Here is a 26,293-nt window from a genome sequence, read left to right as displayed (position 1 = left end):
CCGACGGCCGTCCCGTGCCTCGTCCGGGCCCGCCCGCCGAGCGCGGTCCGGCCCGCCCCGGGCGGCGCGACCCGCGGCTCCGCGGCCGGGTGCGCCGGTTCGTCCGCCGCCACGGGTGGCGCGCCTACGCGATCCCGCTCCTCGCGGTCGCCACGGTCGCCGTCCTCGTCGACCTCGTCCTCCACCCCCCGGGGACGACGCCGACCACCGCCGCCGCGGACCCCACGTCCGCGCCCGCGATCGCCACCACCGCCGCCGAGCCACCGCCCGCTGCCGAGCCGCTGGCCCCGGCCGAGGGGGACGCCGGCCCGTCGGAGACAGCCCCGGCGGAGGCGGTGGCGGAGGAGTACGTGCAGCACGGCGCGGGCAGCCTCTCCCTCGTCGACGGTGGCTCGGAGGTGCTCGGCACCGGCCCGCTGCAGCGGTTCATCGTCGAGGTCGAGGACGGCATCGGCGTGGACGGCGCGGAGTTCGCCGACGCGGTGACGGCGACGCTCGGCGACCCGCGCTCGTGGGGGAACGGCGGGCGCCTCTCCTTCCAGCGGGTCGGCGCGGGCGCCGCGTTCGACTTCCGGGTGAGCCTCGTCAGCCCCGGCAGCATGGAGACCTACTGCCCGGGGGTGGGCACCGGCGGCTACACCTCCTGCCGCTACGGCGACCGCGCCGTCATCAACCTGGCCCGGTGGGCGACCGCCGTCCCGCACTACGAGGGCGACATCGCCACCTACCGGCGCTACGTGGTCAACCACGAGGTCGGCCACGTGCTCGGGAACGGCCACGTGCGGTGCCCGGGGCCCGGGCAGCCCGCGCCGGTGATGCAGCAGCAGACGCTCGACCTGCAGGGCTGCGTGCGGAACGCCTGGCCCTACCCCTGACCGCCCTCCGCCGGGATCAGGGGACCTGATCGTCGGGCGTCCTCCCGCACCGTCTGCGGTGAGGGAGGACGCGTTGCGGCGGGGGAGGACAGCGGGTCCGGCCCGCCGCGTCCACCGGCCGGGGGCCGCGGGAATCCCGTTGCGTGTCACGCTGTTCTCCGCGTGAACGCTGGTCCTCCGGGGCCGCAGTCGAGAAGACCCGAGGAGCATCCGTGTCCCTGCCACCCCTGGTGGAGCCCGCCGCCGACCTCTCCGTCGAGGAGGTCCGCCGCTACAGCCGCCACCTGATCATCCCCGACGTCGGGATGGACGGGCAGAAGCGACTGAAGAACGCCAAGGTGCTCGCCGTCGGCGCCGGCGGCCTCGGCTCGCCCGTGCTGATGTACCTGGCCGCGGCCGGGGTCGGCACGCTCGGCATCGTCGAGTTCGACACCGTCGACGAGTCCAACCTGCAGCGCCAGATCATCCACGGGCAGTCCGACGTCGGCCGGTCCAAGGCCGAGAGCGCGCGGGACTCGATCAAGGAGATCAACCCGCTCATCGACGTCCGCCTGCACGAGACGCGGCTGGACAGCGACAACGTGCTCGACATCTTCGGCCAGTACGACCTGATCGTCGACGGCACCGACAACTTCGCCACCCGCTACCTGGTCAACGACGCGTGCGTGCTGCTCGGCAAGCCCTACGTGTGGGGCTCGATCTACCGCTTCGACGGCCAGGTCTCGGTCTTCTGGAACGACCACGGCCCGAACTACCGCGACCTCTACCCGGTCCCGCCGCCGCCCGGCATGGTCCCGAGCTGCGCGGAAGGCGGTGTTCTCGGCGTGCTGTGCGCGACCGTCGGCGCGATCCAGGCCACCGAGGCGGTCAAGCTGATCACCGGCATCGGCGAGACGCTGCTCGGCCGGCTGATGGTCTACGACGCCCTGGAGATGACCTTCCGCGAGATCAAGGTCCGCAAGGACCCCGAGGGTGAGCCGATCACCGGGCTCATCGACTACGAGGCCTTCTGCGGCGTCGTCTCCGAGGAGGCCCAGCAGGCGGCCGCGGGCTCGACGATCACCGTCGACGAGCTCAAGGACATGATGGACGCCGGTAAGGACTTCGAGCTGATCGACGTCCGCGAGCCGAACGAGTACGAGATCGTCTCGATCCCCGGCGCGAAGCTGATCCCCAAGGACGAGATCCTCTCCGGCCGGGCGCTGGCGCAGCTGCCGCAGGACAAGCCGATCGTGCTCCACTGCAAGACCGGCGTCCGCTCCGCCGAGGCGCTGGCCGCGGTGAAGAACGCCGGCTTCAGGGACGCCGTCCACGTCCAGGGCGGCGTGACGGCGTGGGCCACCCGCATCGACAAGGCTCTGCCCACGTACTAGAAGGACCCCCTCGCCCCCCAGCCCTCGCTCCGCTCGGGCCGGGACCCTGCGAGGGGGCCGCTCCAGCACGTTCCGCGGCCCGGCCCGTTCCCCTCGGGGAGCGGGCCGGGCCGTCGTCGTCTTCACTGACGTCCATGTCCGACTTCTCCCCGGCGGAGCTCCTCGAGCTCTTCCAGCGCGCGCAGAACCAGTTCACCGACCGGGTCGACGCGGTGGCGCCGGACCAGTGGGAGGACGAGGCGCTGCCCGGGTGGACGGTCGGCGACCTGGTCGCGCACCTGGTCAACGAGGCGCTGTGGGTGCCGCCGCTGCTGGCCGGCGAGCCGGTGGACATGATCGAGGGACGCTTCCCCGACGGCACCGACGACCTGCTCGGGGAGGATCCGCTCCTCGGCTGGGAGTCCGCCGCCGACGCCGCGCTGGCCGCCTTCGCCGCGGACGACGCCCTCCGGCACACGGTCCACCTCTCGCGCGGGCCGACGCCGGCGGCCGAGTACATCTTCGAGATGTCCACCGACCTCACCGTGCACGCCTGGGACCTCGCCCGGGCCACCGGCGGGGACACCGAGCTGGACGGCGAGCTGGTGACCGCCGCCCTCGTCTACGCCGAACGGCTGCCCGACGGCGGCGTCCCCGGGCTGTTCGACCCGCCGCTGGACGTCCCGCCGTCGGCCGACCCGCAGACCCGCCTGCTGGCCCGGTTCGGCCGGAGGGGCTGAGCCGCCCGGGCGGTGGCCCCTGGGCGCACATCCCGCGGCTGCGGGGTGCCCGGCTGGAGGCGGCGCTTGCCATGATCGGCGGGTGACCCCGGACCCCAGGGACGTCGACGAGGCGGTGTTCGACGTCGTCGAGCGGATCCCGCCCGGCCGGGTCAGCAGCTACGGCGCGATCGGCCGGCTGGTGGGCGTCGGGCCCCGCCGGGTGGCCCGGGCGCTGGCGCTGGGCGGCGCCGCGGTGCCCTGGCACCGCGTCGTCCGGGCCGACGGCTCGGCCGCGGAGCCCGTCCGCGCCCGGCAGCTCGAGCTGCTGGCCGCCGAGGGGGTGCCGGCGCGCGACGGGAAGGTCGACCTCGCGGCCGTCGGCTGGCCCGACCGGGCGGCGCCCGCGCAGCGCCGTCCTCCCGCGGGATGATCACCGCGGGCGGCGAGATCGCCCTGCGGGGCGATGTGCGCTGACCGGGGCGCGCGGTGAGCTGACCCGGTGATCCCGCAGCTCCGGCAGCAGCCCCCGCTCCCCACCCCGGCCGCGTCCCGACCCGTCCGGTCGCGCGGGGCCCGCGTGCGGCGGGCCGGCCTCCGGCTGCTGGCGGGGCTGCTCGTCCTCCTGTGCGTGGCGTTCGCCGTCGGCTGGGCGGCGACCCCCGGGGTGGCCGACGCCGAGCAGCGGGTGGCCGCCCGGCTCGACGCGTTCGGTGGCACGCCGTCGACGGGGGAGGTGCCCCCGCGGATCGCCGCAGCCCTGCTGGCGACCGAGGACAGCCGCTTCGGCTCCCACCCGGGCATCGACTGGCGCGGGGCGCTGCGGGCGCCGCTCGGCCTGGCCGTCGGCCGCGACCTGGGGGGCTCGACCCTCCAGCACCAGCTGGCCCGCGTGCTCTACGAGGACGGTGCGACCGACGCCGGCGCCCGGGCGCGCTCCGTGGTGCTGGCCCTGAAGCTCGACCGGGCGTGGTCCGACGAGCAGCTGCTGCGCATGTACCTGGACGCCGTCTACTTCGGCCACGGGTTCTACGGGGTGCAGGCGGCGGCCGAGGGGTACTTCGGGCTGGCCCCCGACGAGCTGGACTGGGCACAGGCGGCGGCCGAGGGGTACTTCGGGCTGGCCCCCGACGAGCTGGACTGGGCACAGGCCACCGTGCTCGTCGGACTGGTGCAGGCGCCGAGCGCGTACGACCCGCTCGTGCACCCCCGACCTCGCGGCCGAGCGGCAGGCGCACGTGCTCGACCGGCTGGTGGCCGAGGGCGCCCTCTCGCGCTCCGACGCCGACCGGATCGCCGAGGAGGAGTGGCACCTCACGGGCTGACGGCTCCAGTTCCCGCCCGGACGTGCCGAGGACAGGGGCATGAACACGATGGCGTGCCGGGCCGTGGCCCAGGCCGGGCTGGTCGCGGGGACCGCGTCGCTGGACCAGGAGCGGGCCTTCCCGCTCCTCCTCGTCGCCGGATGGCTGACCACCGCGGCCGACCTGATGCTCGAGCAGTCCCTGCTGGACTCCCTGGCCTGACCCTCCCGCGCCACCCGCCGCGTCCGTCGCGGGATCGTCGTACCCCCGTGCTTCCATCGAGGGGTGGCGCAGCGCGGGGGTGAGAGCGGTCCGGTCTACCGGCTGCTGCCGGGTGATCCACCGCGCACCACCGCGCCGGTGCTCGACCCGACGCAGCAGGCCGTCGTCGACCACCCGGGCGGGCCGCTGCTGGTGCTCGCCGGCCCCGGCACGGGCAAGACGACGACGATCGTCGAGGCCGTCGCCACCCGCATCGACGCGGGCGTCGACCCGGAGCAGATCCTCGTCCTGACCTTCAGCCGCAAGGCCGCCGTCGAGCTGCGCACCCGCATCACCTCGCGGGTCGCCCGCACCATCCGCGAGCCGCTGGCCCGTACCTTCCACTCCTACGCCTACGGCGTGCTCCGCCGGGCCGCGGTGCTGCGGGGTGACCCGCCGCCCCGGTTGCTCACCTCCGCCGAGCAGGACGCCGTCGTGGCCGAGCTGCTGCGCGGTGACGCCGAGGGGGTCGGCACCGTCCGCTGGCCCGAGGACCTCGCGCCGGCGCTGGGCACCGAGGGGTTCCGCGCCGAGCTCCGCGAGCTGCTCCTGCGGGCTACCGAGCGCGGTGTCGACGCCGAGCGGCTGGCCGCATGGGGTCGGGAGACCGGCAACGAGCACTGGGTGCACGCCGCGGCGTTCCAGCAGCAGTACGAGAACGTCAGCGACTTCTGGGTCGCCTCCCGCGGCGACGCCTCCGGCTACGACCCCGCGGAGCTGGTCCGCCAGGCCATCCTCGAGCTGACCGGCGACCCGGAGCTCCTGCGCCAGGAGCGCGAGCGCGCCCGCTGGCTCTTCGTCGACGAGTACCAGGACACCGACCCCGCGCAGGTGGAGCTGCTCGGGCTGCTGGCCGGGGGCGGGGGGAACCTGGTCGCGGTCGGCGACCCCGACCAGTCCATCTACGCGTTCCGCGGCGCCGAGCCGCGGGGCATCGTCGAGTTCACCGAACGGTTCCGGCACACCGGTGGGCGGGCCGCGTCGCGGGTCTCGCTGGGGGTCTGCCGCCGTTCGGGCGCGGAGCTGCTGCGGATCAGCCGGCAGGTGGCCGAGGGGCTGCCCGGCCCCTGGGAGCACCGCCGCCTGGCCGCCGGGGAGGGGACACCTCCCGGCGAGGCCGAGGTGCACGTCTTCGGCTCGGCCGCGGTCGAGGCCGCCTACGTCGCCGACGTGCTGCGCCGGGCGCACCTGCTCGACGGCGTCCCGTGGTCGGGGATGGCGGTCGTCGTGCGCACCGCCGCGGTGCTCGGCCCGTTCCGGCGGGCTCTCGCCTCGGCCGGGGTGCCGGTCGCCGTCTCCACCGACGAGCTGCCGCTGGCCGCCCAGCCCGCCGTCGCCCCGTTCCTGCGGTCGCTCTCCGCCCTGCTCCCCGGGCCGGACGGCGAGCCCGCAGGCCTGGACGAGCCGGGCGCCGAGGCGCTGCTCTCCTCGCCGCTGGGCGGCGCGACCGTGCTCGACCTCCGGCGGCTCCGCCGCGCCGTCCGCATCGCGCTGGCCAAGCAGGGCGTCGACGCCGCCGAGCGAGGCGCCCCGCTGGCCGCCGCGCTCACCGACCAGGCCCTGCTGGGGGGCCTGCCCGAGCACGTCGCCCGGCCGGCCGCGCGGGTGGCCGCGGTCCTCGACGCCGGCCGGTTCGCGCTGGCCCAGGACGGCACCGCCGAGGAGGTGCTGTGGGCGATGTGGCAGCGCAGCGGCCTGGCCACCCGCTGGGCCCGGTCCAGCGCCGCGGGCGGCCCCTCCGGTGCGGTGGCCGATCGCGACCTCGACGCGGTGGTGGCGCTGTTCGACGCCGCCGCGGGCTTCGTCGACCGGCTGCCGTCGGCGGACGTGCGGGCCTTCGTCGAGCACCTCTCCGCGCAGGAGCTGCCCGGCGACACCGGTGCGGCGCGGGCCGTCGCCGGGGAGACGGTCCGGCTGCTGACCGCGCACGCCGCCAAGGGGCTGGAGTGGGATCTGGTCTGCGTCTCCGGGGTGCAGGAGGGGCTGTGGCCCGACCTGCGCGAGCGCGCCTCGCTGCTCGGTGCGGAGCTGCTGGTCGAGAAGGCGGCCGGCATGGACGGCGCCGGCACCGACCGCCGCGCCCTGGCGCTGGCCGAGGAGCGGCGGCTGTTCTACGTCGCCTGCACCCGGGCCCGGCGGCGGCTGGTGGTCACCGCCGTCGAGGGCGCCCTCGACGGCGCCGACGCCGGGGCGACCGCCTCCCGCTTCCTCGACCTGGTGTCCCCGCCGCCCCCTGACGGCCGGCCGCTCACCGAGCTACCGCGGGCGCTCACCCTGCCCGCCCTGGTCGCGGAGCTGCGGCGGGCGGTCGCCGACCCGCACACGCCGCCGGCCCGGCGGTCGGCCGCCGCGGCGCTGCTGCGCCGGCTCGCCGACGAGGGCGTCCCCGGCGCGGCACCGGCCCGGTGGTGGGGGCTGGCGCCGCTGTCGGACGACGCCCCGCTGGTCGACGAGGAGCTGCCCGTGCGGGTGCGCCCGTCGGCGATCGAGACCTTCCAGCGCTGCCCGCTGCGGTGGGTTCTCGGCGCCGTGGGGGCCGAGGCGTCGCCCGATGCCACCCGCACCGTGGGGTCGGCGGTCCACGCGGTCGCGCAGCAGGTGGCCGAGGGGCTGCCCGCGCCCGACGCGCGCACCGTCCTCGACGCCGAGCTCGACCAGCTCGACCTCGGTCCCGGCTGGGCCGACCAGCGGCAGCGGGTGCACGCCCACGACATGCTCGACCGCTTCCTGCGCTGGCACGCGGCCAACCCGCGGGAGCTGGTCGGCGCCGAGGTGGACTTCGACGTGGTCGTGGGGCGGGCGCGCATCCGCGGCCAGGTCGACCGGCTCGAGCGGGACGCCGAGGGGCGCCTCGTGGTCGTGGACCTCAAGACCGGGAAGACCGCGGCCAAGAACACCGAGGAGCACGGGCAGCTCGCGGCCTACCAGGTGGCGGTCGCGGCCGGCGCGTTCGAGGAGCACGGCACCGCTCCCGGGGGCGCCGCGCTGCTGCAGGTCGGCACCGGCGCGAAGGCCAAGGAGCAGCACCAGGAACCACTGCCGGCCGACGTGCCGCTGGAGGGCACCTGGGCCGGCGAGCTGGTCGCGGAGGTGGGCACCGGCATGGGCGGGGCGACCTTCGAGGTGCGCACCGGCTCGCACTGCGCGCGCTGCCCGGCGCGACGCAGCTGCCCGCTGCAGGAGCCCGGCCGGCAGGTGACCGCATGACCCCGGACGAGCGGCCGCGTCCAGAGGCTCGCCGCGAGCGTGCGAGCGGCGAGGCGGACGAGGTCCTTCCGGGGGTCCTTCAACTGTCCTTCGACGAGCTCCTGGCCGAGGCGGCCGCGCCCGAGCCCGCGCCCCGCAGGCTGCTCACGCCCGCCGAGGTCGCGGCGCGGTGCGGGCTGTCCTACGCACCCTCCGACGAGCAGGCCGGCGTCGTCTCCGCGCCGGCCGACCGGCCGCTGGTCGTCGTCGCCGGGGCCGGCTCGGGCAAGACCGAGACGATGGCCGCGCGGGTCTCCTACCTGGTGGCCAACCGCATCGTCGAGCCCGAGGCGATCCTCGGCCTCACCTTCACCCGCAAGGCCGCCAGCGAGCTCAACGAGCGCATCCGGCTGCGCCTGGGTGCACTGGCCCGGCACCCCGAGACCGAGGACGACCTGCGCGAGCGGCTGGCGATCGCGCAGCCCACCGTCTCGACCTACCACGGCTACGCCGCCGCGCTCGTCGCCGAGCACGGGTTGCGCATCGGCGTGGAGCCCGGCGCCGGGGTGCTCGGCCCCGCCATGTGCTGGGGCCAGGCGGCCACCGTCGTCGCGGCCTGGACCGGCGACATGGCCGACGTGCCGCTCACCCTGCTCACCACCGTCGAGGACGTGCTCGCGCTGGCCGCGGAGATGGGCGAGCACGACGTGACGCCCGCCGCGCTGCGGGCCTGGACGGCGCGGCTGGAGGCGCAGATCGCGGGCTACGCGGACGCCCCCAGGAAGAAGGGCCCCTACGCCGCGGTCGCCGAGATGCTCGCCCGGCAGAAGGCCCGCGTGGCGCTGCTGCCGCTGGTCGAGGCGTTCGAGGCGCGCAAGCGGGCGCTGGGCTCCATCGACTACGCCGACCAGGTGGCCCACGCCGCGCGCATCGCCGTCGCCGCGCCCGAGGTCGGCCGGCGGGAGCGGGCACGCTGGAAGGTGGTGCTGCTCGACGAGTACCAGGACACCAGCGTCGGGCAGCTCCGCATGCTGGAGGCGCTCTTCGGCGGGGCGAGCGGCCACCCGGTGCTCGCCGTCGGCGACCCTCGGCAGTCCATCTACGGGTGGCGGGGGGCTTCGGCCGGCACGATCGAGCGATTCGCCCGGACGTTCCCCGGGGGTCCGGGCCGTGCGGCGCAGCGGCTGACGCTGGCCACCAGCTGGCGCAACGACGAGGCGGTGCTGGCGGTGGCCAACGCCGTCTCCGCGATGCTGCCCGAGCCGGCCCAGCCGCTGCCCGACCTCGCCCCGGCGCCGACCGCCGGCCGCGGCTCGGTCTCCGTCGGGCTGTACGAGACCGTCGCCGAGGAGACCGCCGCCCTGGCCGACCGCCTGGCGGCCTGCTGGAAGGGCGAGGACGCCGCGGTTCCGGCGAAGGACGACGGGCGCCCGCCGTCGGTGGCGGTGCTGGTGCGCACCCGCAAGCAGCTGCCGGGCATCGCTGCGGCCCTGCGCGAGCGGGGGCTTCCGGTCGAGGTCGTGGGGCTCGGCGGCCTGCTGGAGGTGCCGGAGGTCTCCGACGTCGTCGCGACCCTCACCGTGCTGGTCGACCCGACGGCCGGCGACGCGATGGGCCGGCTGCTCACCGGTGCCCGCTGGCGGATCGGCCCGCGCGACCTCGCCGCGCTCGAGGCCCGCGCCCGTGCCCTGGTGCACGCGCGCCGGCCGGCCCGCCCGGCCGAGGGCGAGGAGGCCGGGGCGGTGGAGGCCCCGCAGGAGCGCGGCAGCATCGTGGAGGCGCTCGACGACCTCGGCGACGCCGGTCAGTACTCGCCCACGGGGTACCGGCGGCTGCGCCGGCTGGGCGCCGAGCTCGCCCACCTCCGGGGCCGGATCGGGGAGTCGCTGCCCGACCTGGTCGACGAGGTGGCACGCACCCTCGGCCTGGAGACCGAGCTGGCCAGCGCGCCGGGGGTCAGCCCGGCCGGTGCCCGCGCCCACCTCGATGCCCTGCACGGTGTCGCCGCCGAGTTCACCGAGCTGGCCGAGCTGCCGTCGCTGCCGGCGTTCCTGGGCTACCTGCGCGACGCCGAGGAGCGCGAGCGCGGCCTCGAACCCGGCGAGGTGGCGGTCAACCCGGAGGCGGTCCAGCTGCTCACCGGGCACTCGGCCAAGGGGCTGGAGTGGGACGTCGTCGTCGTGCCCGGCATGACCGCCGACCAGTTCCCGGCGCGCACCAACGCCAGCGACTCGTGGATCAAGGATCCCGGAGCCGTCCCGGCCGACCTGCGGCTCACCGACCGGGCGGAGCTGCCGCGGCTGACGCTGCCGGTGCCCGGCTCCGGTGACCAGGCCGCGGTGCGCGACGCGCTGGAGAACTACGTCCAGGACTGGAAGGACTTCGGCCGCGACGAGGAGATCCGGCTCGGCTACGTCGCCGTCACCCGCGCCAAGCGGCTGCTGCTCTGCTCGGGCAGCTGGTGGCGCGACGGTGTGAAGCCGTGCGGTCCCTCGTCGCTGCTGACCACCGCCAAGGAGGCGTGCGAGGCCGGCGCCGGCACGGTCGTGCGCTGGGCACCGGCGCCCGAGGACGGCGCGACCAACCCCGCCCTGGAGGAGTGGCCGGTCGGCGTGTGGCCGGCCGACCCGCTCTCCGAGCCGCGCCGGCGCGCGCTCACCGCCGCCGCGCAGCTGGTCGAGGGGGCGGCGCCCCACCCGCTGGACCCTGACCGGACCCTCGGCGGGGACGACGAGCTGGTCGACCAGTGGGTGCGCGACGCCGACCTGCTGCTGCGCGAGCGGGCGCGGCAGGACAGCCCCACCGTCGACGTCCCGCTGCCCTCCCACCTGTCGGTGTCGGCGCTGGTCACCCTCCGCCGCAACCCGGCCGAACTGGCCCGCCGGCTCCGCCGCCCGATGCCGGCCGCGCCCGCGCCGCAAGCCCGCCGGGGCACCGCGTTCCATGCGTGGCTGGAGGAGCGGTTCGGCGCCGCGCGGCTGGTCGACCTCGACGAGCTGCCCGGCTCCGGCGACGAGCTGGCCGCGCCCGACGACACCCTCGAGGAGCTGCGCGAGGCCTTCCTGGCCAGCGAGTGGGCCGATCGGCAGCCGGTCGAGGTCGAGGTGCCGTTCGAGACGCCGCTGGGCCCCATCACGCTGCGCGGCCGGATCGACGCGGTCTTCCAGCGGGAGGACGGCGGTTACGAGGTCATCGACTGGAAGACGGGACCGCCGCCGAGCGGCGGTGAACTGGCCGCCGTGGGCGTGCAGCTGGCCGCGTACCGGCTGGGCTGGTCGCGGCTGACCGGGGTGCCGGTCGAGCAGGTCAGCGCGGGGTTCCACCACGTCGCCGCGAAGGAGACCCTGCGCCCGGTCGACCTGCTGGACGAAGCGGGCCTGCTCGCCCTGATCACCGGGACGAGCTGAACGTCCGGAGCAGGGCGGGCTCCGCGCGCCCAGGGGATCCCCAGCGCGCCCGGCGCACTCGGACCAGGATGGCGCCATGGACGTCCTGAGCAGCCGCATCCTGCTCCGCCCGTCGGACGCCCGGAGGTCGCAGGCCTTCTACCGCGACGTCCTCGGGCTGGCGGTGCACCGCGAGTTCGGTCCCGCCGAGCACCCGGGAGTGGTCTTCTTCCTGGGCAACGGGCTGCTGGAGGTCTCCGGCCGGTCGGAGGAACGCCCGGTGGGCCTGGCCCTGTGGCTGCAGGTCCGGGACGTCGCCGCAGAGCACCGGCGACTGGCGGCAGCCGGCGTCCCGGTGACCCGGCCGCCCCGCCGGGAACCGTGGGGGCTGGTCGAGATGTGGATCGAGGACCCCGACGGCGTGCGGATCGTCCTGGTCGAGGTGCCCGACGAGCACCCCCTGCGCCGCGACCAGCGCTGACGTCCGCGCCCCGCGATCGACACGTTCCCGCGGGAACGCGGGCAGGAGGTCAGGTGCTGGCGACCCGGTCCAGGACCGCGCGGGCGAGCTCCTCGGGTGCCTGCTCCGGGATCCAGTGGGTGACGCCGGGCAGCTCCACGAAGCGGTAGTCCCCGGTGACGAACTCCGCGCACGCCTCCGCCGCCGTCCGCCCGATCGCGACGTCGCCGTCGCTCCACACGTAGGTCGTCGGCACCTCGACCTTGTCCACCCGGATGTCGGAGCTCATCGCCCGGTACCAGTTCAGCGCCGCGGTGAGCGCACCCGGTGCCGACAGCACCGCCACGTACTCGTCGGCCGCCTCCGGCGAGACCCCGGTGTCGCCGTCGGCGCCCAGCAGCATCCGGCGCAGCCGCCGCGCGTCGTCGGCGAGGAGCACCTCCTCGGCCTTGCCGGGCTGCCAGAACAGCCGGATGTACGCCGAGCGCTCCTTCTGCTCGGGGTCGATCCGGAAGGCGGCGGTGTAGGCGGCCGGGTGCGGGACGGAGACCGCGGTCAGCGACCGCACCCGGTCGGCGTGCCATGCGGCGAGGGTCCAGGCGACGTTGGCCCCCCAGTCGTGCCCCACGACGTCGGCGACCGGGATCTCCAGCGCGGTCATGAGGTCCGCGGTGACCTGGGCCAGGTTCTGCATCGCGTACGCCTCGACCTCGGACGGCCGGGCGCCGGGGGAGTAGCCCAGCTGGTCGGGCGCGTAGGTCCGCAGGCCGGCCTGGGTGAGCAGCGGCGTCACCGCGGCCCAGGACGCGGAGGTCTCGGGGAACCCGTGCAGCAGCAGCACCGGCCGGCCGTCCTCGGGTCCGTCGACGCGCACGTCGAAGGTCAGGTTGCCGACATCGGTCCGCAGCAGCTCTCCGGGCATGCCCCGGACGCTAACGGTCCGAGGGGGCACCGCGCCCCCCGGGAACGTCGCGGCGACCCCGCGTCGTTGGACCTCTCATGTCGCTGACCCGACGACAGTTCCTCGCGGCAGCCGCCGGCGTCGGCGGGGCGGCCCTCACCGGAGGGGTGCTCGCCGACCAGGTCTGGCCGCTGCTGAGCCGCGAGGACCTCGTCCCCGGCCGCACGCCCGAGCTGGTCCTGCCCCGGCAGGCCTGGACCACCACGCCTGACCGGCTCACCTTCGCCGCGGTCGGGGACACCGGCACGGGCGGCCGGCAGGCGATCGCGGTGGCCACCCGGATGGCCCAGGGCTACGAGGACAACCCGTACGGGCTGATCACCCACCTCGGCGACATCTGCTACTACGGCCGGATCGAGGACCGCTTCGAGGACGTCTTCCTGCGCCCCTACGGCCCGCTCGTCGACGCCGGGGTCGACGTGGAGCTCGCCATCGGCAACCACGACGGCGAGGTGCACTTCAGCGACGCCCGGCTCGAGGAGATCGAGACCGAGCTCCGGCTGCTCGGCACGCCGGCCCGCTACTACCGCAGCACCCACGGCCCGGTGGACTTCTTCTACCTGGACTCGAGCATGCCGGGCCTGTTCGGCCCCGGGGCGTCCGACCAGATCGACTGGCTGGACGACGCGCTGGCGAGCTCGGCGAGCCAGTGGAAGGTCGTCTGCCTGCACCACCCGCCGTACTCCTCGGGGCGGCACGGGGACACGCCGGGCGCCGAGGAGAAGCTCGTCCCGGTGCTCGAGCGGCACGCCGTCGACCTGGTGCTGGCCGGCCACGACCACAACTACGAGCGGACCGTCCCCCTCGACGGCATCACCTACGTGGTCAGCGGCGGCGGCGCCAAGCTGACGCCGGTGCGCCCGGGCCGGATCACCGCCGCCGCGGCCTCGGTGCTGCAGTACCTGCACGTCGAGGTCGACGGCGACCGGCTGACCGCCCGGTGCATCCGCCCCGACGGCGGGCTGGTCGACCGGTTCACGCTGCGGGCCCGCGAGGGCCGGTGAGCACCCGGTTCCGGCCGGCGCGCGCGGTGTGGGAGGGCGCCGCGGCGCTCTACGGGCTGGCCGCCCTCGCCGTCGTCGTGGCCCCGGCGCTGATCATCGACTCGACCGCCACCGGCGGCGGGGTCGCGCCCACGTGGCAGGCGCTGGACCTGCTGGCGGTCAGCGCGGTGCTGGGCCTCGGCTACGGGGTCGTCTGCTTCCGGCGGCTGCGCCGGCAGTCGACCGAGACCAGGTCGCGCCCGAACGCCTGGATCGCCGCCGGCCACGCCCTGGTGGCCCTCGCGCTGCTCTCGTCGCTGCTGCTGGCCGTGGTGCTGCACGAGCTCGGCTCGCTGCAGGCCCCGCTCGCCGGCCAGGAGTGGAGCCTGCTCGCGCTCTGGGGCGGGGTGCAGCTGGTGGCGATCGTGGTGGCCGAGGCGGTCGAGCGCGGGGTGTTCCGCTGGCTGGTGGGCCCCGAGCGGCGGGCGCAGGCGGCGGCGCCGGACGGCGCGGCTACCGTCGGGGACCGTGACCAGCGCCGAACGTGACTTCGTCCTCGACCACCTCGACGACCTGCACGCCGATCTGGACGCCTGGCTGCGCATCCCGTCGATCTCGGCCGACCCCGCGCACTCCCGCGACGTCGCCGCCAGCGCCACGTGGCTGGCCGACGCGCTCCGCCGCGTGGGCTTCCCGACCGTGGAGATCTGGGAGACCCCCGGCGCCCCCGCCGTCTTCGCGGAGTGGCCCAGCGCCGACGCCGGTGCCCCGGTCGCCCTCGTCTACGGCCACCACGACGTGCAGCCGGTGGACCCGCTGGAGCTGTGGGAGCACCCACCGTTCGAGCCCACCCGCGTCGAGGGCCCCGACGGCCCCGAGCTGCACGCCCGCGGCGCCATCGACGACAAGGGCAACGTCGCCTTCCACCTGCTCGGCGTCCGCGCGCACCTGGCCGCCACCGGCCGCGACACCCCCGCCGTCACGGTCAAGCTCCTGATCGAGGGCGAGGAGGAGTCCGGGTCCCCGCACTTCGAGGCGCTGCTGGCGGAGAAGCGCGACCGGCTCGCCTGTGACGTCGTCGTCGTCAGCGACACCGGCATGGCCGCGCCCGACGTCCCCAGCGCCGTGACGGCGATGCGCGGCCTGGCCGACGCCGAGATCACCCTGCGCGGCCCCGCCGTCGACCTGCACTCCGGCTCCTTCGGCGGCGCCGTCCCCAACCCCCTGCACGCGATGGCGGAGCTGCTCGCGAAGCTGCACGACGAGCAGGGCCGGGTGACCATCCCGGGCTTCTACGACCGGGTGCGCCCGCTGTCCGACCGCGAGCGCGAGCTGATGAGCCGCGTGCCGTTCGACGAGCAGGCGTGGCTGGCCGGCCCCGCCGCCTCGCGGGCCACGTACGGCGAGGCCGGCTTCACCACCCTGGAACGCACCGGCGCCCGGCCGACCGCCGAGGTGAACGGCATGTGGGGCGGCTACACCGGCCCCGGCCACAAGACGATCATCCCCGCCGAGGCGCACGCCAAGGTCACCTTCCGCCTGGTCTCCGACCAGCGGCCGCAGGAGATCGGCCCCATGCTGCGCGCGTGGGTCGAGGCCACCGTCCCCGAGGGCATCGAGGCCGAGGTGCACACCCCGCCCGGCGGGGTCGCGCCGTGCGCCAGCGACCTGGACTCCCCGCACATGGCGGCGCTGCTCGCCGCCATCGGCCAGGCGTTCGACACCGACCCGGCCGACGTCCTCTTCACCCGCGAGGGCGGCAGCGGCCCGGAGGCGGCGATCGTCGAGGCCCTCGGCGCCCCGCTGCTCTTCCTCGGGGCCGGCCTGCCGACCGACCGCATCCACTCCCCGAACGAGCGGGTGCTGCTGCCGATGCTCTACCGCGGTGCGGAGGCGGCGGCCCACCTGTGGCGGGAGCTGGCCGCCCGCCGCGTCGGCTAGCTAGGGCCGGGTGCCGACGACGACCGTGGCGCCGCGGTCGTCGTCGGTGACCAGGCGGGCCGCCAGGCCGGCCGCGGCGACCAGGTCCAGCGCGGCGGCGACCTGCCCCTCGCCGCACTCGAACAGCAGCGCGCCGCCCGGCGCCAGCCACCCCGGCGCCTCCGCAGCCACCCGGCGGGCGAGCGCCAGCCCGTCGGCGCCGCCGTCGAGCGCGGTGCGCGGTTCGTGCTCCCGGGCCTCCGGGGGCAGCAGCGCGATCGCGGCGGTCGGCACGTAGGGCACGTTGGCCGTCAGCACGTCGACGCGGCCGCGCAGGCCGCGGGGCAGGGCGTCGAAGAGGTCGCCCTCGTGCACGGGCGTGCCGGGGAGGTTCAGCCGGGCACACGCCACGGCCGCGGGGTCGGCGTCGGCGGCGTGCAGGTCGATGCCGGGCACCGCGGCGGCCAGCGCCGCGGCGACCGCGCCGGTGCCGCAGCACAGGTCGACGACGACGGCGCCCGGCCGCGCGAGCGCCGCGGCCTCGTCCACCACCAGCCCGGTCCGGCGCCGCGGCACGAAGACCCCCGGCGCGACGGTGATCCGCAGGCCGCAGAACTCCGCCCAGCCCAGCACCTGCTCCAGCGGTGCACCGGCCACCCGCCGCGCGACCAGTCGCGCCAGGTCGTCGGCGTCGCCGGCCGCCGACGCCAGCAGGGCCGCCTCATCCTCGGCGAAGACGCACCCGGCGTCGCGCAGCCGGCGCACGACGGCCGCCTGGAGGGAGTGCACGGCGGCCTCCTTCGACGGGCGCGTGATGGCGGGGACGCCGCCGGGCACGCCCTACGCTGGCGGCGTGACGGGAGTGGGCCAGGACGCGGCGCCGGGCTGGTACCCCGACCCGGCCGGCGCCCCCGGCATGGTGCGCTGGTGGAGCGGGACCGCGTGGTCCGACGTGATGATGCCCGCGGGTCCGGGCGTCGAGGTGCACCGGGTCGCCACACGGCCGGCCGGTCAGCAGCAACCCGCCGGACCCGAGGTCCCGGCGGGGCCCACCCGCCGCCGCGTCGCGGCCCGGCTGTGTGTCGCCGCGGGCGCGGTGCTGGTGCTGCTCGTGGCCGCCGTCGTCGCCGTGCTGGGCTCGGGCGGGGACGACGACGCCGGCGCGGCCATCGCGGAGGCCCCGGGTGCGGCGCCCGCCCCGGGGCAGGCCTTCCCGCCGGGCACGGTGCGGATCATCGACGAGGCCGCCGGCATCTCCTACCCCTACCTGGGCGAGGGCTGGTCGGAGTTCGACCTGGGCCGGCAGCTGGAGACCAGCGCGACCGCCGGCCAGTACTTCACGACCCAGGAGGCGACGCCCGACGGCGGCATCTTCATCTCCCAGTGCACCTCCGGCCCGGTGGCCGAGGGGTACGGGTGGGCCGGCCCGTCGACCCTGCAGGGCACGGTCACGACCCTGGCGGCCAGCGTCCGCGCCAACTACTACCCGGGGCCGAACTCGATCGAGATCCGCCGGGACGAGCCCCGCACCGTCGACGGGCGCCCCGCCCACCTGCTGGAGTTCCAGCTGTCGTGGGACGTCGAGGGCTACGACGCCTCCGGGGAGCGGGCCGCGCTGCTGCTGATCGACGTCGGCCGGCCGGCGCCGGCGCTGCTGTACGTCTCGATCCCGAACACCCACGCCGAGCTCTACGGCGTCATCGACCGGGTCCTCGCCGACGTCGACGTGCTGTGACACCGCAGTCCTCCGGACTGCACCGCAACCACGTGCCGTCCCCCGAGGGCCCTGAGCGGGTCCGCGTCCCTCCTCGGGGACCCTCCGGGCCCCGCTCGTCGGTCGCCACCGCGACCACGTGCCGTCCCTCGAGGGCCCTGAGCGGGTCCGCGTCCCTCCTCGGGGACCCTCCGGGCCCCGCTCGTCGGTCGCCACCGCGACCACGTGCCGTCCCCCCGGGGCGCTGAGCGGGTCCGCGTCCCTCCTCGGGGACCCTCCGGGCCCCGCGCGTCGGTCGCCACCGCGACTCACCATCGCTGGGGACGCCGTCCGCCCGCGGTGCCACCCGGAGGGTGACGTCGTCGTAGTGTCGGGTGCGTGACTGCAGCCGGTACCGAACTGACCCTGCGGCACCCGATTGAACGATTCACGCTGGACAACGGCCTGCGGGTGGTCCTCGCCCCCGACCGCAGCGTGCCCGTGGTGGCGGTGAGCGTCTACTACGACGTCGGGATGCGCAACGAACCCGAGGGGCGGACGGGGTTCGCCCACCTCTTCGAGCACATGATGTTCCAGGGGTCGGCGAACGTCGCGAAGATGGAGCACGCCCGGTTGGTGCAGGCCGCCGGCGGCACGTTCAACGGCTCCACGCACCAGGACTACACGAACTACTTCCAGGCGCTGCCCGCCGAGGCGCTCGAGCGCGCGCTCTTCCTCGAGGCCGACCGCATGGCGGCGCCGGCGATCACCGAGGAGAACCTCCGCAACCAGATCGACGTGGTCAAGGAGGAGATCCGGGTCAACGTGCTCAACCGCCCCTACGGCGCCTTCCCGTGGCTGCAGCTGCCGCAGGTCGCGTTCGAGAGCTTCGCCAACACCCACGACGGCTACGGCTCCTTCGTCGACCTGGAGTCCTCGACCGTCGCCGACGCCACCGACTTCTTCGACAAGTACTACGCGCCGGGCAACGCCGTGCTCTGCATCGGCGGTGACCTGGACGTCGCGGAGACCGAGGAGCTGGTGCGCCGCTGGTTCGGCCCGATCCCCGGCCGCCACGTGCCGTCCCTCCCCTACACCGGCGAGCCTTCGCCGACCACCGTCCGCTCCACCGTCGTCGAGGACCCCCTGGCCACCGCGCCCGCGCTCGCCCTCGGCTGGCGGGTGCCCGACCCGGTGGGCGACTTCGACACCTACCTGGGCAGCGTGCTGCTGGCCGAGCTGCTCAGCGAGGGCGACGCCTCCCGCCTGGAGCGTCGGCTGGTCCACGACGACCGGATCGCCATCGCGCAGAGCAGCTACGTCGGCCTGTTCGGCGACCCCTTCGACGTCCGGGACGCCACCCTGCTCACCACCCAGGTGCACCACCCGGCCGCCGTGCTGGCCGAGCGCGTGATGGCCGCCGTGCACGAGGAGGTGGCCCGCATCGCCACCGACGGCGTCGACGCCGACGAGCTGCGCCGGGTGCAGGCCCGCATCGAGGCCCAGCTGCTGCAGCAGGCGGACTCCGTGCTGGGGCGCACGCTCGCCTTCGCCGCCGCCGAGCTGGTGCACGGGCGGGCGGAGCTCGCCGGCGAGCTCGCCGCCCGGCTGGCCGCCGTGACCCCCGAAGCGGTGCAGGGCGCCGCCCGCGGGCTCGATCCCGGCACCGTCGCGGTGCTGGAGCTGCGACCGGCTGGAGGCTCCCGATGACCGCCGCCCTGATCCCCCCGCTGGGCGAGCCGCGCCCCCAGCCCGCGCCGGAGGCCGTGGAGACGACACTGCCCAACGGCCTCCGCGTCGTCGTGGTGCCGCGTCCCGGGGTCCCCCTGGTCGAGCTGCGCCTGCGGGTGCCGTTCGCCGCGGCCGGCGCGCGCAACGCCGGCGTGCACGCCGCCCGCGGCGCCGTCCTCTCCGGGGCCGTGCTGCTCGGCACGCAGCGGCACGACCAGGCCGAGGTGGCCCAGCTGCTGCAGAGCCACGGCGCCGAGCTCTCGGTGAGCACCGACGCCGACCGCCTGGTCTTCGGGACCACGCTGCTCCCCGGCGGGCTCACCCCGGTGCTGGAGCTGCTCGCCGAGCTGCTCACCGGCGCCAGCTACCCGGCCGGTCGCGTCGACGGCGAGCGGGACCGGCTCGCCGAGCGGATCGCGATCGCCCGCACCCAGCCGGGCACCATCGCCCGGTCCGCGCTGGCCGCCCGCCGCTACGGCAGCCACCCGTACGCCGTCCAGCTGCCCGACGCCGAGCTGGTGTCCGCCGTGCGCGCGCCGGCCCTGCGACGGCTGCACCGCGAGCGGGTGCTGCCGACCGGCAGCATCCTGGTCCTCGTCGGCGACGTCGACCCGGCGGCCGCCACGGACACCGTCGCCGCCGCGCTCGAGGTCTGGACCGGCAGCGGCAAGGCGGTGGAGACCCCGCCGGTCACCGAGCAGCCGGCGCACGGCATCGAGCTGGTGCACCGGGCGGGCGCGGTGCAGTCCAACCTCCGCCTGGGCGGTCCGGCCCCCGCCCGGACCGATCCCGACCTCCCGGCGGCCCGGCTCGCGGCGATGGTGTTCGGCGGGTACTTCTCCTCCCGCCTGGTGGAGAACATCCGCGAGCGGCGCGGCTACAGCTACAGCCCGCGCAGCGCGATCGACCACCAGCGCGCGGCCTCGTCCTTCCTGGTGGAGGCCGACGTCGCGACCGAGGTCACCGGCCCCGCCCTGCTGGAGACGCTCTACGAGCTGGGGCGCATGGCGCTGACCCCGGTCACGGAGGCCGAGCTGGACGCGGCCCGCCGGTACGTCCTCGGCAGCATGGCGCTGTCGACCTCCACGCACGCCGGCCTGGCCAGCACGCTGTCGGCGCTGCTCGGGGTGGGCCTGCCGGCGGACTGGCTGAGCACCCACCAGCGCGACCTGACCGCGGTCACCGTTGAGCAGGTGCAGGCGGCGGCCGCCCGTTACATGGCACCCGAGGCCCTCACCGCCGTCGTCGTGGGCGACGCCGACCGGGTGGCCGCCGAGCTCGGCACCCTGGCGCCGGTCTCCGTCACCGGGGGCGGCGGGCAGGCGTGACCGCGGGCCCCGCCACCGGCGACGGCGGTCCGCTGCTGTCGCGCTCCGGGCACGACCGCGCGCACCTCGCCCGGTCGCTGACCGACCCCACCGGCGGCCGCCCGGTGCGGGTGCTGACGGTCGACGCCGCCCGCGCCGTGCCGGTGGAGGAGGGGCCGACCGGTCCCCGCCTGGTGTGGGACGAGCGGCCGTCCCTGCCCGCGGGCGCGATCTTCCTGGGCGAGGCCGCCGGGGTGCCCTACGCGGCGGTGCGCGGCGAGCGGTCGCTGACGGTCAACGGCCGGACGGTCGACCGGTGGGCCGGCCTGCGCGAGGTCGGCGCGGACCTCGACGACCTGGACGCCGGGCTGCTGGCCCAGGCCGTCGGCATCCTGGAGTGGCACGAGCGCAACCGGTTCAGCCCCCTCACCGGTGTCGCGACGACGGTCGAGCGGGCCGGCTGGTCGCAGCGCGATCCCAGCACGGGCACCGAGTTCTTCCCCCGCGTCGATCCCGCGGTGATCATGCTGGTCCACGACGGCGGCGACCGCGTCGTGCTGGGCCGGCAGGCGACGTGGCCCCCGGGGCGGTTCTCCATCCTGGCCGGCTTCGTCGAGCCGGGGGAGTCCGCCGAGGCGGCCGTGGCCCGGGAGGTCGAGGAGGAGGTCGGGCTGCGCGTCACCGACGTCCGCTACGTCGCCAGCCAGCCGTGGCCGTTCCCGCAGTCCCTCATGCTCGGCTTCGTGGCCCGGACCGACGCCGACCAGCCGCTGCGGCTCGACCCCCACGAGATCGAGGAGGCGCGCTGGTTCACGCGTGACGAGCTGCGCACCCCCGACGGGCGACTGGTGGTGCCGCCGTCGATCTCGATCGCGCGGCACATCCTCGACCTGTGGTTGAAGGACGAGCTTCCCCCCACGCCTCGCTAGCTCGGCGCGGGCCCCTGAAGCCCGCCGTTCCAGCACGTCACCGGAGTCGCCCCTGGAGGACCAGCGCGGGGCGGTCGGGGTGGTCGGCGAGCACGACGGCGTCCGCCAGCGCCACGGGGTCGACCTCGTCGTCGTAGCGGTCGAACGCCGGTAGCTCCCACGCCTGCTGCGGCGGGGTGCGGCGACCACGCGCGGCGGGGCTCATCCGCAGGTGCACGACGACGTCGAAGGCCAGGCCGACCCCCTGCAGCAGCGAGCCGGGCACCAGCAGCACACCGCCGGCCGGCGCGGGCCGCCGCGTCTCCCGGGCAGAGCGGTCCCGCGCCAGGTCCCACAGGACCGGCAGGTACTCCCCGGCGCCGCCCGGCCCGACCGGTCCGAGGACCTCGCGGCCGAGCGCGCCGGCGTCGAGCCAGTCGGTGTAGCGGGCATCGGGGTCGGTGCGGCCGTGCTCCAGCCGCAGCGACGCCGGCCGGTAGAAGCCGGTGGCCGGGACGACGACGGCGGCGCGGCCCAGCATCGGCAGCCGTTCGGCGATCGAGCCCGCCAGCGCCTCCGGGGCGGCCGGCTCCGGGCCGTCGACGGCGACGCGCAACGCGGTGGCACCGGGCTCCGCAGGGAGGTCCGCCAGCAGGCCGGCCAGGCGATCGGCCAGGGCATCGGGGGAGAGCGGTTCCGGACGGGTCAGGAGCGGCCGTCCGCGGTGGCGACGGCGCCGCTGGCCACCGGCTCGAGGCGCGGAGCGGGCGGGGTCGCGAGCGGGGCGGGGGAGCCCGGTGCGACGGCGGGCGCGACCGGATCCGGCGCGAGGCTCTCGAGCACCTCGCGGGCCAGCTCCACCACGGGACGGCCCTGCGTGCGCGCCTCCCGGCGCAGCCCCTCGAACGCCGTGCGCGGGCTCGTGTCCTGCCGCTCGGCGAGCACCCCGATGGCCCGCTCCGTGGACACCCGCGCGGCGAGCGCGTGCTCGAGCTGGGCGACCGTGCGCTGCAGGGCGGCGATCCGCGCGTCCACCGGGTCGCTCTCGCCGGGGGCGGTCACCGGGCCGCGGGCCGAGCGCCGCGCGGAGCGGTCCGGCTCGGGCAGCCCGCCGAGCTCGTCGGCCACCAGGTCGGCCAGCGTCATGCCCTCGACGAGGTCGGCGACGGGGTCTCCGTCGACCGGGCCGCCGGTCAGCGGCACGACGACCCAGCCACGCTCGCCGCGGGTCAGCGCGACGCGCGGGCGGTCGGCGGTCCCCGAGCAGCCCGGGACCTCGGGTCGGGACGACGCATCGGTGAACACGCGCCCGTCGAGCTCGTCGGAGGGCCTGGGACCGGGGACCACGGGTGCTCACGCCTCCGGGATGTGTGCGAGCTGGGCCTTGACCGCGTCGATGCTCGGGTTGGTGAGCGCGGTGCCGTCGGGGAAGAGCAGCGTGGGGACGGTGCGGTTGCCCCCGTTGGCCTGCATGACCAGCTCCGCGGCCTGCGGGTCGGTCTCGATGTCGACCTCGGCGAACGCGATGCCCTCACGCTGCATCAGCTTCTTGAGCCGCACGCAGTACCCGCACCAGGTGGTGGTGTACATCGTGACGGCGGCGCCGGGGGTCGTGGTCATCGCGGGGAGTCTCCCTGTTCGTGCGTGGTGGGTCCAGCCCCGGGTCGGGGTGGCGTGCGTGCGTGCATGCCAACGAGCCGCCCCTGGGGATGCTTCCCGCCGTCCGTCGGCGCCGGCTGGGAGGATCGTGCCGGGAGCCGACGGCTCCCGGGGACGACCGGACGAGGAACGCGGAGGGACGCCGGCGATGGCGCATGCGGACGCGGAGGCCGTGCTCGACGGCCTCGACGACGAGCAGCGCGAGGCGGCCCAGGCGGTGTCCGGGCCGGTCTGCATCCTGGCCGGTGCCGGCACGGGGAAGACCCGTACGATCACCCACCGCATCGCCTACGGCGTGCACACCGGCAGCTACGTCCCCGAGCAGGTGCTGGCGGTCACCTTCACCGCGCGGGCCGCGGGTGAGCTGCGTGCCCGCCTCGCCGCCCTCGACGTCGGCGGGGTGCAGGCCCGCACCTTCCACGCCGCCGCGATGCGCCAGCTGCGCTACTTCGCCCCGCGGGTGCTCGGCGGTCCGATGCCCGGCCTCATCGAGAACAAGCTGCGGGTGGTCGCCTCCGCCGCCACCCGCAACCGGCTCACCACCGACCGGGCCAGCCTGCGCGACCTCGCCAGCGAGATCGAGTGGGCCAAGACCACCCTCGCGACGCCGGAGGACTACCCGGCCCGGGCGAAGGCGGCCGGCCGCGAGGCGCCGTTCGAGCCCGCCGCCGTCGCCGCCGTGTACGCCAGCTACGAGCAGGCCAAGCAGCGCGACGGGGCGCTGGACTTCGAGGACCTGCTGCTGGTCACCGCCTACGCGCTCGAGGAGCACCCCGACGTCGCCCGGCAGGTCCGCGCGCAGTACCGGCACTTCGTCGTCGACGAGTACCAGGACGTCAACCCGCTCCAGCAGCGGCTGCTCGACGCCTGGCTGGGCGGCCGCGCCGAGATCTGCGTGGTGGGCGATCCCAACCAGACCATCTACTCCTTCACCGGCGCCGACCCCGACTACCTGCTCGGCTTCGCCGACCGCTATCCCGACGCCGCCGTGGTCAAGCTCGAGCGCGACTACCGGTCGACCCCCCAGGTCGTGGGCCTGGCCAACCGGCTGATCGGGCAGGCGCCGCCACGCAAGGGGCTGCCGGGGCTCCGCCTCCTCGGCCAGCGGCCGCAGGGGCCCGAGCCGCGGTTCGCCGAGCACCCCGACGAGCCGGCGGAGGCGGCTGCGGTCGCGGCCCGGTGCAAGGCGCTCATCGACGAGGGGACGCCGGCCGCGGAGATCGCGGTCCTGTTCCGCATCAACGCGCAGTCGCAGGTGTACGAGTCCGCGCTCGCCGACGCCGGCGTCCCCTACGTGCTCAAGGGCGGTGAGCGGTTCTTCGAGCGGCCCGAGGTGCGCGAGGCGGTGCTGCTGCTGCGCGGGGCGGCCGCCGGGGGCAACGACCCCGGCATGCTCGTGCCCGCGGTCCGCGACGTGCTGGCGTCCACCGGCTGGGTGGAGCACCGCCCGCCGGCCGGTGGCGCGGCGCGGGACCGCTGGCAGTCCCTCGCCGCGCTCGTCGACCTCGCCGTCGACCTGGTGGCCGAGACCCCCTCGCTGGACCTCGCCGGCTTCGTCACCCGCCTCGCCGAGCGCGCCGACGCCCAGCACGCACCCACCGTCCAGGGGGTCACGCTCGCCTCGATGCACGCGGCCAAGGGCCTGGAGTGGGACGTCGTCTTCGTCGTCGGCCTGGTCGACGGGGTGCTGCCGATCGCCCAGTCGCTGAGCCGCCCGGACGCGGTGGAGGAGGAGCGGCGGCTGCTGTACGTGGCGGTGACCCGCGCCCGCGAGCAGCTCACCCTGTCGTGGTCGCTGGCGCGCAATCCGGGTGGCCGCCGCGCCCGGCCGCGCAGCCGGTTCCTCGACGGCCTGGCGCCGGGCTCCTCGCCGACCGCGCCGCCGGCCCGCCGGCCGGCCAAGCGACCCAAGGTGGTCCTCGAGGGGGAGGCCGGCGAGCTGTTCGAGCGGCTGCGGGCCTGGCGCACCCAGGCCGCCCAGGACGCCTCCGTGCCCGCCTACGTCGTCTTCTCCGACGCCACGCTGCAGGCCATCGCCGAGAGCCGGCCCGCCAGCCTCCGGGAGCTGTCGGGGCTGCCGGGCATCGGGGCCCGGAAGCTGGAGCTCTACGGCGCCGACGTGCTGGCCACCGTCAGCGGCTGAACGGGTGAGGATGCCGTCGCCGAGGGCGACGGCAGGCGGTTCCGAGACGCGACAGGACCCCCACGGGGAGGAACCGCAATCAATTCGATTGACCCGGATTCCGGGGCGCCCCTAGTGTCCCGTTCCACACGAGCCGCACCCCGTGGCGAGCCCGGCCGACCGGCCGGCGCGCGAGAGAAGGAAGGAGGGGGCATCCCGATGATCGACAACACCTGGACCACCGCTGCTGCCTCCGCCGACCTCCTCGGCCTGGGCGGCGCCGACGTGCACGTGGGTGGCCTGGTCATGACCGGTGTCGCCGCCCAGCACGAGGGCACCGGTCTGCCCACCGCCGCCCGCACCGGCGGCGCGGCCACCGCGCTCCTCGGCGGAGGTGTCGGCGTCGGCACGCCGCGCGTCGCCCCCGCCCTGGACCGGCGCCCGAAGTCGCTCTGCACCGTCGAGCGCAGCTTCGTGCCCACCTACCTGCCCCAGAACGACGGCACCACCCTCGGGATCCGATCCCCGGGGAGACCCCTGAGCTAGCCGCTCACCGGTCCTCCTCGAGGCCGCGGAACCCGAACCCCGGGATCCGCGGCCTCTCCCGTTTTCCGCCTCCGCGGCGCCCGGCCCCCGACTTCGGTCGGCGGACCCCCGCCGGCCGTACCCGACGAGTACGAGGAGGAGCGGCAGTGCAGCAGACGATCGACCGCCCGACGTCCCACCGCCGGTCCGGGCTCCCCAGGACCGGTGGCACCACCCCGCGGCGGCCCCGCCCGACCCTGCCCCCCGGACCGGTGCGGCGCCCTCTGCCGTGCCGGGTCCAGGACCCCGAGCTGTGGTTCGCCGAGAGCCCGGCTCAGCTGGAGCTCGCCAAGAGCTTCTGCGGCGACTGCCCGGTGCGGGAGGCGTGCCTGGCCGGCGCGCTCTCCCGCGCCGAGCCGTGGGGCGTCTGGGGCGGCGAGATCTTCGACCGAGGCTCGGTGATCGCCCGCAAGCGGCCACGCGGCCGTCCCCGGAAGGTCGTCGCGGCGTGAGCCCGCGGCCATCCGCGCCCCGTAAGCACGTGACCAGCAGTTCCGAGCTCCCGAGCGGGAGCCGACCAGGAGGATCAGCGATGTACATGCTCGAGCACGACATGGCCCGCAGTCGCATGAGCGAGTTGCAGGCCGAGGCGATGGCCGCGTCCCGCGCCCGCCGTCTCTACCTGGCACGGCGGGCCTCCCGCCGCGCCGAGCGCGCGGTCCGCCGGGCCGCACGCGCCAGCGCCGCCGTCTACTAGAAGGACCCCGTCCTCCTCACCCCTCGCACGCTCGGGGCGAGCCTCGGGACGGGGCCGCCGTCCTCCTCACCCCTCGCACGCTCGGGGCGAGCCTCGGGACGGGGCCGCCGTCCTCCTCACCCCTCGCACGCTCGGGGCGAGCCTCGGGACGGGGCCGCCGTCCTCCTCACCCCTCGCACGCTCG

At 76.2% G+C, this 26,293-nt stretch carries 24 protein-coding genes and 1 pseudogene; 20 read left to right on the top strand and 5 right to left on the bottom strand.

The annotated features are described in order from the left end of the window. The first annotated feature begins 14 nt into the window (after positions 1-14). From ACI79P_RS08415 to ACI79P_RS08375, 9 genes and pseudogenes are all read left to right on the top strand, one after another. Positions 15-875: a DUF3152 domain-containing protein gene (locus ACI79P_RS08415; RefSeq protein ID WP_456580583.1), complete on the top strand. Its 861-nt coding sequence runs from the start codon at positions 15-17 to the stop codon at positions 873-875. A gap of 212 nt (positions 876-1,087) precedes the next feature. Beyond that, positions 1,088-2,248 carry an adenylyltransferase/sulfurtransferase MoeZ gene (moeZ, locus tag ACI79P_RS08410; RefSeq protein WP_456580582.1) on the top strand — a complete coding sequence of 387 codons (1,161 nt, stop codon included), beginning with the start codon at positions 1,088-1,090 and terminating at the stop codon, positions 2,246-2,248. A gap of 134 nt (positions 2,249-2,382) precedes the next feature. Then, positions 2,383-2,967 (top strand): TIGR03086 family metal-binding protein, encoded by a 585-nt coding sequence (locus tag ACI79P_RS08405; RefSeq protein ID WP_456580581.1) that lies wholly within the window; start codon positions 2,383-2,385, stop codon positions 2,965-2,967. Positions 2,968-3,049: 82 nt separating this feature from the next. Continuing rightward, positions 3,050-3,379, top strand: coding sequence for an MGMT family protein (locus ACI79P_RS08400; protein ID WP_456580580.1), 330 nt, complete (start codon positions 3,050-3,052; stop codon positions 3,377-3,379). Positions 3,380-3,448: 69 nt separating this feature from the next. Next, positions 3,449-4,147 (top strand): annotated as a pseudogene (locus ACI79P_RS08395) (biosynthetic peptidoglycan transglycosylase); the annotation flags it as partial. Positions 4,148-4,310: 163 nt separating this feature from the next. Further along, positions 4,311-4,472, top strand: coding sequence for a hypothetical protein (locus tag ACI79P_RS08390; protein WP_456580579.1), 162 nt, complete (start codon positions 4,311-4,313; stop codon positions 4,470-4,472). A 63-nt stretch (positions 4,473-4,535) separates the two neighbouring features. After that, positions 4,536-7,718 carry an ATP-dependent helicase gene (locus ACI79P_RS08385; RefSeq protein WP_456580578.1) on the top strand — a complete coding sequence of 1,061 codons (3,183 nt, stop codon included), beginning with the start codon at positions 4,536-4,538 and terminating at the stop codon, positions 7,716-7,718. Further along, the gene (locus tag ACI79P_RS08380) at positions 7,715-11,104 is read left to right on the top strand and encodes an ATP-dependent helicase (protein ID WP_456580577.1); all 3,390 of its coding nucleotides are present in this window, start codon (positions 7,715-7,717) and stop codon (positions 11,102-11,104) included. Before ACI79P_RS08385 ends, ACI79P_RS08380 begins: the two co-directional genes overlap by 4 nt. Positions 11,105-11,180: 76 nt before the next feature. Next, positions 11,181-11,564 carry a VOC family protein gene (locus ACI79P_RS08375; RefSeq protein WP_456580576.1) on the top strand — a complete coding sequence of 128 codons (384 nt, stop codon included), beginning with the start codon at positions 11,181-11,183 and terminating at the stop codon, positions 11,562-11,564. A gap of 49 nt (positions 11,565-11,613) precedes the next feature. On the opposite strand, the gene ACI79P_RS08370 is transcribed toward ACI79P_RS08375, so the two are convergent. Further along, positions 11,614-12,465 carry an alpha/beta fold hydrolase gene (locus tag ACI79P_RS08370; RefSeq protein ID WP_456580575.1) on the bottom strand — a complete coding sequence of 284 codons (852 nt, stop codon included), beginning with the start codon at positions 12,463-12,465 and terminating at the stop codon, positions 11,614-11,616. A gap of 77 nt (positions 12,466-12,542) precedes the next feature. Here ACI79P_RS08370 and ACI79P_RS08365 point away from each other — a divergent pair, with 77 nt between their 5' ends. The 3 genes from ACI79P_RS08365 to ACI79P_RS08355 are packed head-to-tail and all read left to right on the top strand — an operon-like array spanning position 12,543 to position 15,428. After that, positions 12,543-13,508, top strand: a complete 966-nt coding sequence (locus ACI79P_RS08365) for a metallophosphoesterase family protein (protein ID WP_456580574.1) — start codon at positions 12,543-12,545, stop codon at positions 13,506-13,508. Continuing rightward, positions 13,505-14,035 (top strand): hypothetical protein, encoded by a 531-nt coding sequence (locus ACI79P_RS08360; protein ID WP_456580573.1) that lies wholly within the window; start codon positions 13,505-13,507, stop codon positions 14,033-14,035. The genes ACI79P_RS08365 and ACI79P_RS08360 overlap by 4 nt, the downstream gene beginning before the upstream one ends. After that, positions 14,016-15,428, top strand: a complete 1,413-nt coding sequence (locus ACI79P_RS08355) for a dipeptidase (RefSeq protein ID WP_456580572.1) — start codon at positions 14,016-14,018, stop codon at positions 15,426-15,428. The genes ACI79P_RS08360 and ACI79P_RS08355 overlap by 20 nt, the downstream gene beginning before the upstream one ends. Here the strand turns inward: ACI79P_RS08355 and ACI79P_RS08350 are convergent, their stop codons facing one another. Further along, entirely contained in the window at positions 15,429-16,196 is a 768-nt protein-coding gene (locus ACI79P_RS08350; RefSeq protein WP_456580571.1) for a putative protein N(5)-glutamine methyltransferase, read from the bottom strand. 64 nt (positions 16,197-16,260) lie between these two features. Between ACI79P_RS08350 and ACI79P_RS08345 the strand changes: the two genes are divergently transcribed. The 4 genes from ACI79P_RS08345 (at position 16,261) to nudC (ending at position 21,067) form a co-directional block, all read left to right on the top strand. Further along, on the top strand, positions 16,261-17,142 hold the full coding sequence (locus tag ACI79P_RS08345; RefSeq protein ID WP_456580570.1) for a DUF2510 domain-containing protein: 882 nt from the start codon (positions 16,261-16,263) through the stop codon (positions 17,140-17,142). 357 nt (positions 17,143-17,499) lie between these two features. Continuing rightward, on the top strand, positions 17,500-18,810 hold the full coding sequence (locus ACI79P_RS08340) for a M16 family metallopeptidase (protein ID WP_456580569.1): 1,311 nt from the start codon (positions 17,500-17,502) through the stop codon (positions 18,808-18,810). After that, on the top strand, positions 18,807-20,159 hold the full coding sequence (locus tag ACI79P_RS08335) for a M16 family metallopeptidase (protein WP_456580568.1): 1,353 nt from the start codon (positions 18,807-18,809) through the stop codon (positions 20,157-20,159). The genes ACI79P_RS08340 and ACI79P_RS08335 overlap by 4 nt, the downstream gene beginning before the upstream one ends. After that, positions 20,156-21,067 (top strand): NAD(+) diphosphatase, encoded by a 912-nt coding sequence (gene nudC / locus ACI79P_RS08330; protein WP_456580567.1) that lies wholly within the window; start codon positions 20,156-20,158, stop codon positions 21,065-21,067. Before ACI79P_RS08335 ends, nudC begins: the two co-directional genes overlap by 4 nt. A 37-nt stretch (positions 21,068-21,104) precedes the next feature. Here the strand turns inward: nudC and ACI79P_RS08325 are convergent, their stop codons facing one another. From ACI79P_RS08325 to ACI79P_RS08315, 3 genes are all read right to left on the bottom strand, one after another. Next, the gene (locus tag ACI79P_RS08325; RefSeq protein ID WP_456580566.1) at positions 21,105-21,662 is read right to left on the bottom strand and encodes a uridine kinase; all 558 of its coding nucleotides are present in this window, start codon (positions 21,660-21,662) and stop codon (positions 21,105-21,107) included. 89 nt (positions 21,663-21,751) lie between these two features. Further along, positions 21,752-22,393: an ANTAR domain-containing protein gene (locus ACI79P_RS08320; RefSeq protein WP_456580565.1), complete on the bottom strand. Its 642-nt coding sequence runs from the start codon at positions 22,391-22,393 to the stop codon at positions 21,752-21,754. Between the two features lie 6 nt (positions 22,394-22,399). After that, positions 22,400-22,666 (bottom strand): mycoredoxin, encoded by a 267-nt coding sequence (locus tag ACI79P_RS08315; RefSeq protein ID WP_456580564.1) that lies wholly within the window; start codon positions 22,664-22,666, stop codon positions 22,400-22,402. A gap of 187 nt (positions 22,667-22,853) precedes the next feature. Here ACI79P_RS08315 and ACI79P_RS08310 point away from each other — a divergent pair, with 187 nt between their 5' ends. The 4 genes from ACI79P_RS08310 (at position 22,854) to ACI79P_RS08295 (ending at position 26,109) form a co-directional block, all read left to right on the top strand. Next, positions 22,854-24,848, top strand: a complete 1,995-nt coding sequence (locus ACI79P_RS08310) for an ATP-dependent helicase (protein ID WP_456580563.1) — start codon at positions 22,854-22,856, stop codon at positions 24,846-24,848. Positions 24,849-25,046: 198 nt separating this feature from the next. Then, positions 25,047-25,373 (top strand): hypothetical protein, encoded by a 327-nt coding sequence (locus ACI79P_RS08305; protein ID WP_456580562.1) that lies wholly within the window; start codon positions 25,047-25,049, stop codon positions 25,371-25,373. 251 nt (positions 25,374-25,624) lie between these two features. Beyond that, positions 25,625-25,864, top strand: a complete 240-nt coding sequence (locus ACI79P_RS08300) for a WhiB family transcriptional regulator (RefSeq protein WP_456580561.1) — start codon at positions 25,625-25,627, stop codon at positions 25,862-25,864. 80 nt (positions 25,865-25,944) lie between these two features. Next, complete coding sequence (locus ACI79P_RS08295) at positions 25,945-26,109, top strand: hypothetical protein (protein WP_456580560.1); 165 nt, start codon at positions 25,945-25,947, stop codon at positions 26,107-26,109. Positions 26,110-26,293: the final 184 nt, after the last annotated feature.

It is taken from the genome of Blastococcus sp. SYSU DS0510, from assembly GCF_054050835.1.
This window is presented reverse-complemented; position numbering and strand designations above follow the sequence as displayed.

Bases quoted from the DNA above. Each gene is read 5' to 3' on its own strand.
- ACI79P_RS08405 (WP_456580581.1), top strand. From the start codon at position 2,383: ATGTCCGACTTCTCCCCGGCGGAGCTCCTCGAGCTCTTCCAGCGCGCG.
- ACI79P_RS08390 (WP_456580579.1), top strand. From the start codon at position 4,311: ATGAACACGATGGCGTGCCGGGCCGTGGCCCAGGCCGGGCTGGTCGCG.
- ACI79P_RS08380 (WP_456580577.1), top strand. From the start codon at position 7,715: ATGACCCCGGACGAGCGGCCGCGTCCAGAGGCTCGCCGCGAGCGTGCG.
- ACI79P_RS08375 (WP_456580576.1), top strand. From the start codon at position 11,181: ATGGACGTCCTGAGCAGCCGCATCCTGCTCCGCCCGTCGGACGCCCGG.
- ACI79P_RS08370 (WP_456580575.1), bottom strand. From the start codon at position 12,465: ATGCCCGGAGAGCTGCTGCGGACCGATGTCGGCAACCTGACCTTCGAC.
- ACI79P_RS08365 (WP_456580574.1), top strand. From the start codon at position 12,543: ATGTCGCTGACCCGACGACAGTTCCTCGCGGCAGCCGCCGGCGTCGGC.
- ACI79P_RS08335 (WP_456580568.1), top strand. From the start codon at position 18,807: ATGACCGCCGCCCTGATCCCCCCGCTGGGCGAGCCGCGCCCCCAGCCC.
- ACI79P_RS08315 (WP_456580564.1), bottom strand. From the start codon at position 22,666: ATGACCACGACCCCCGGCGCCGCCGTCACGATGTACACCACCACCTGG.
- ACI79P_RS08310 (WP_456580563.1), top strand. From the start codon at position 22,854: ATGGCGCATGCGGACGCGGAGGCCGTGCTCGACGGCCTCGACGACGAG.
- ACI79P_RS08305 (WP_456580562.1), top strand. From the start codon at position 25,047: ATGATCGACAACACCTGGACCACCGCTGCTGCCTCCGCCGACCTCCTC.
- ACI79P_RS08295 (WP_456580560.1), top strand. From the start codon at position 25,945: ATGTACATGCTCGAGCACGACATGGCCCGCAGTCGCATGAGCGAGTTG.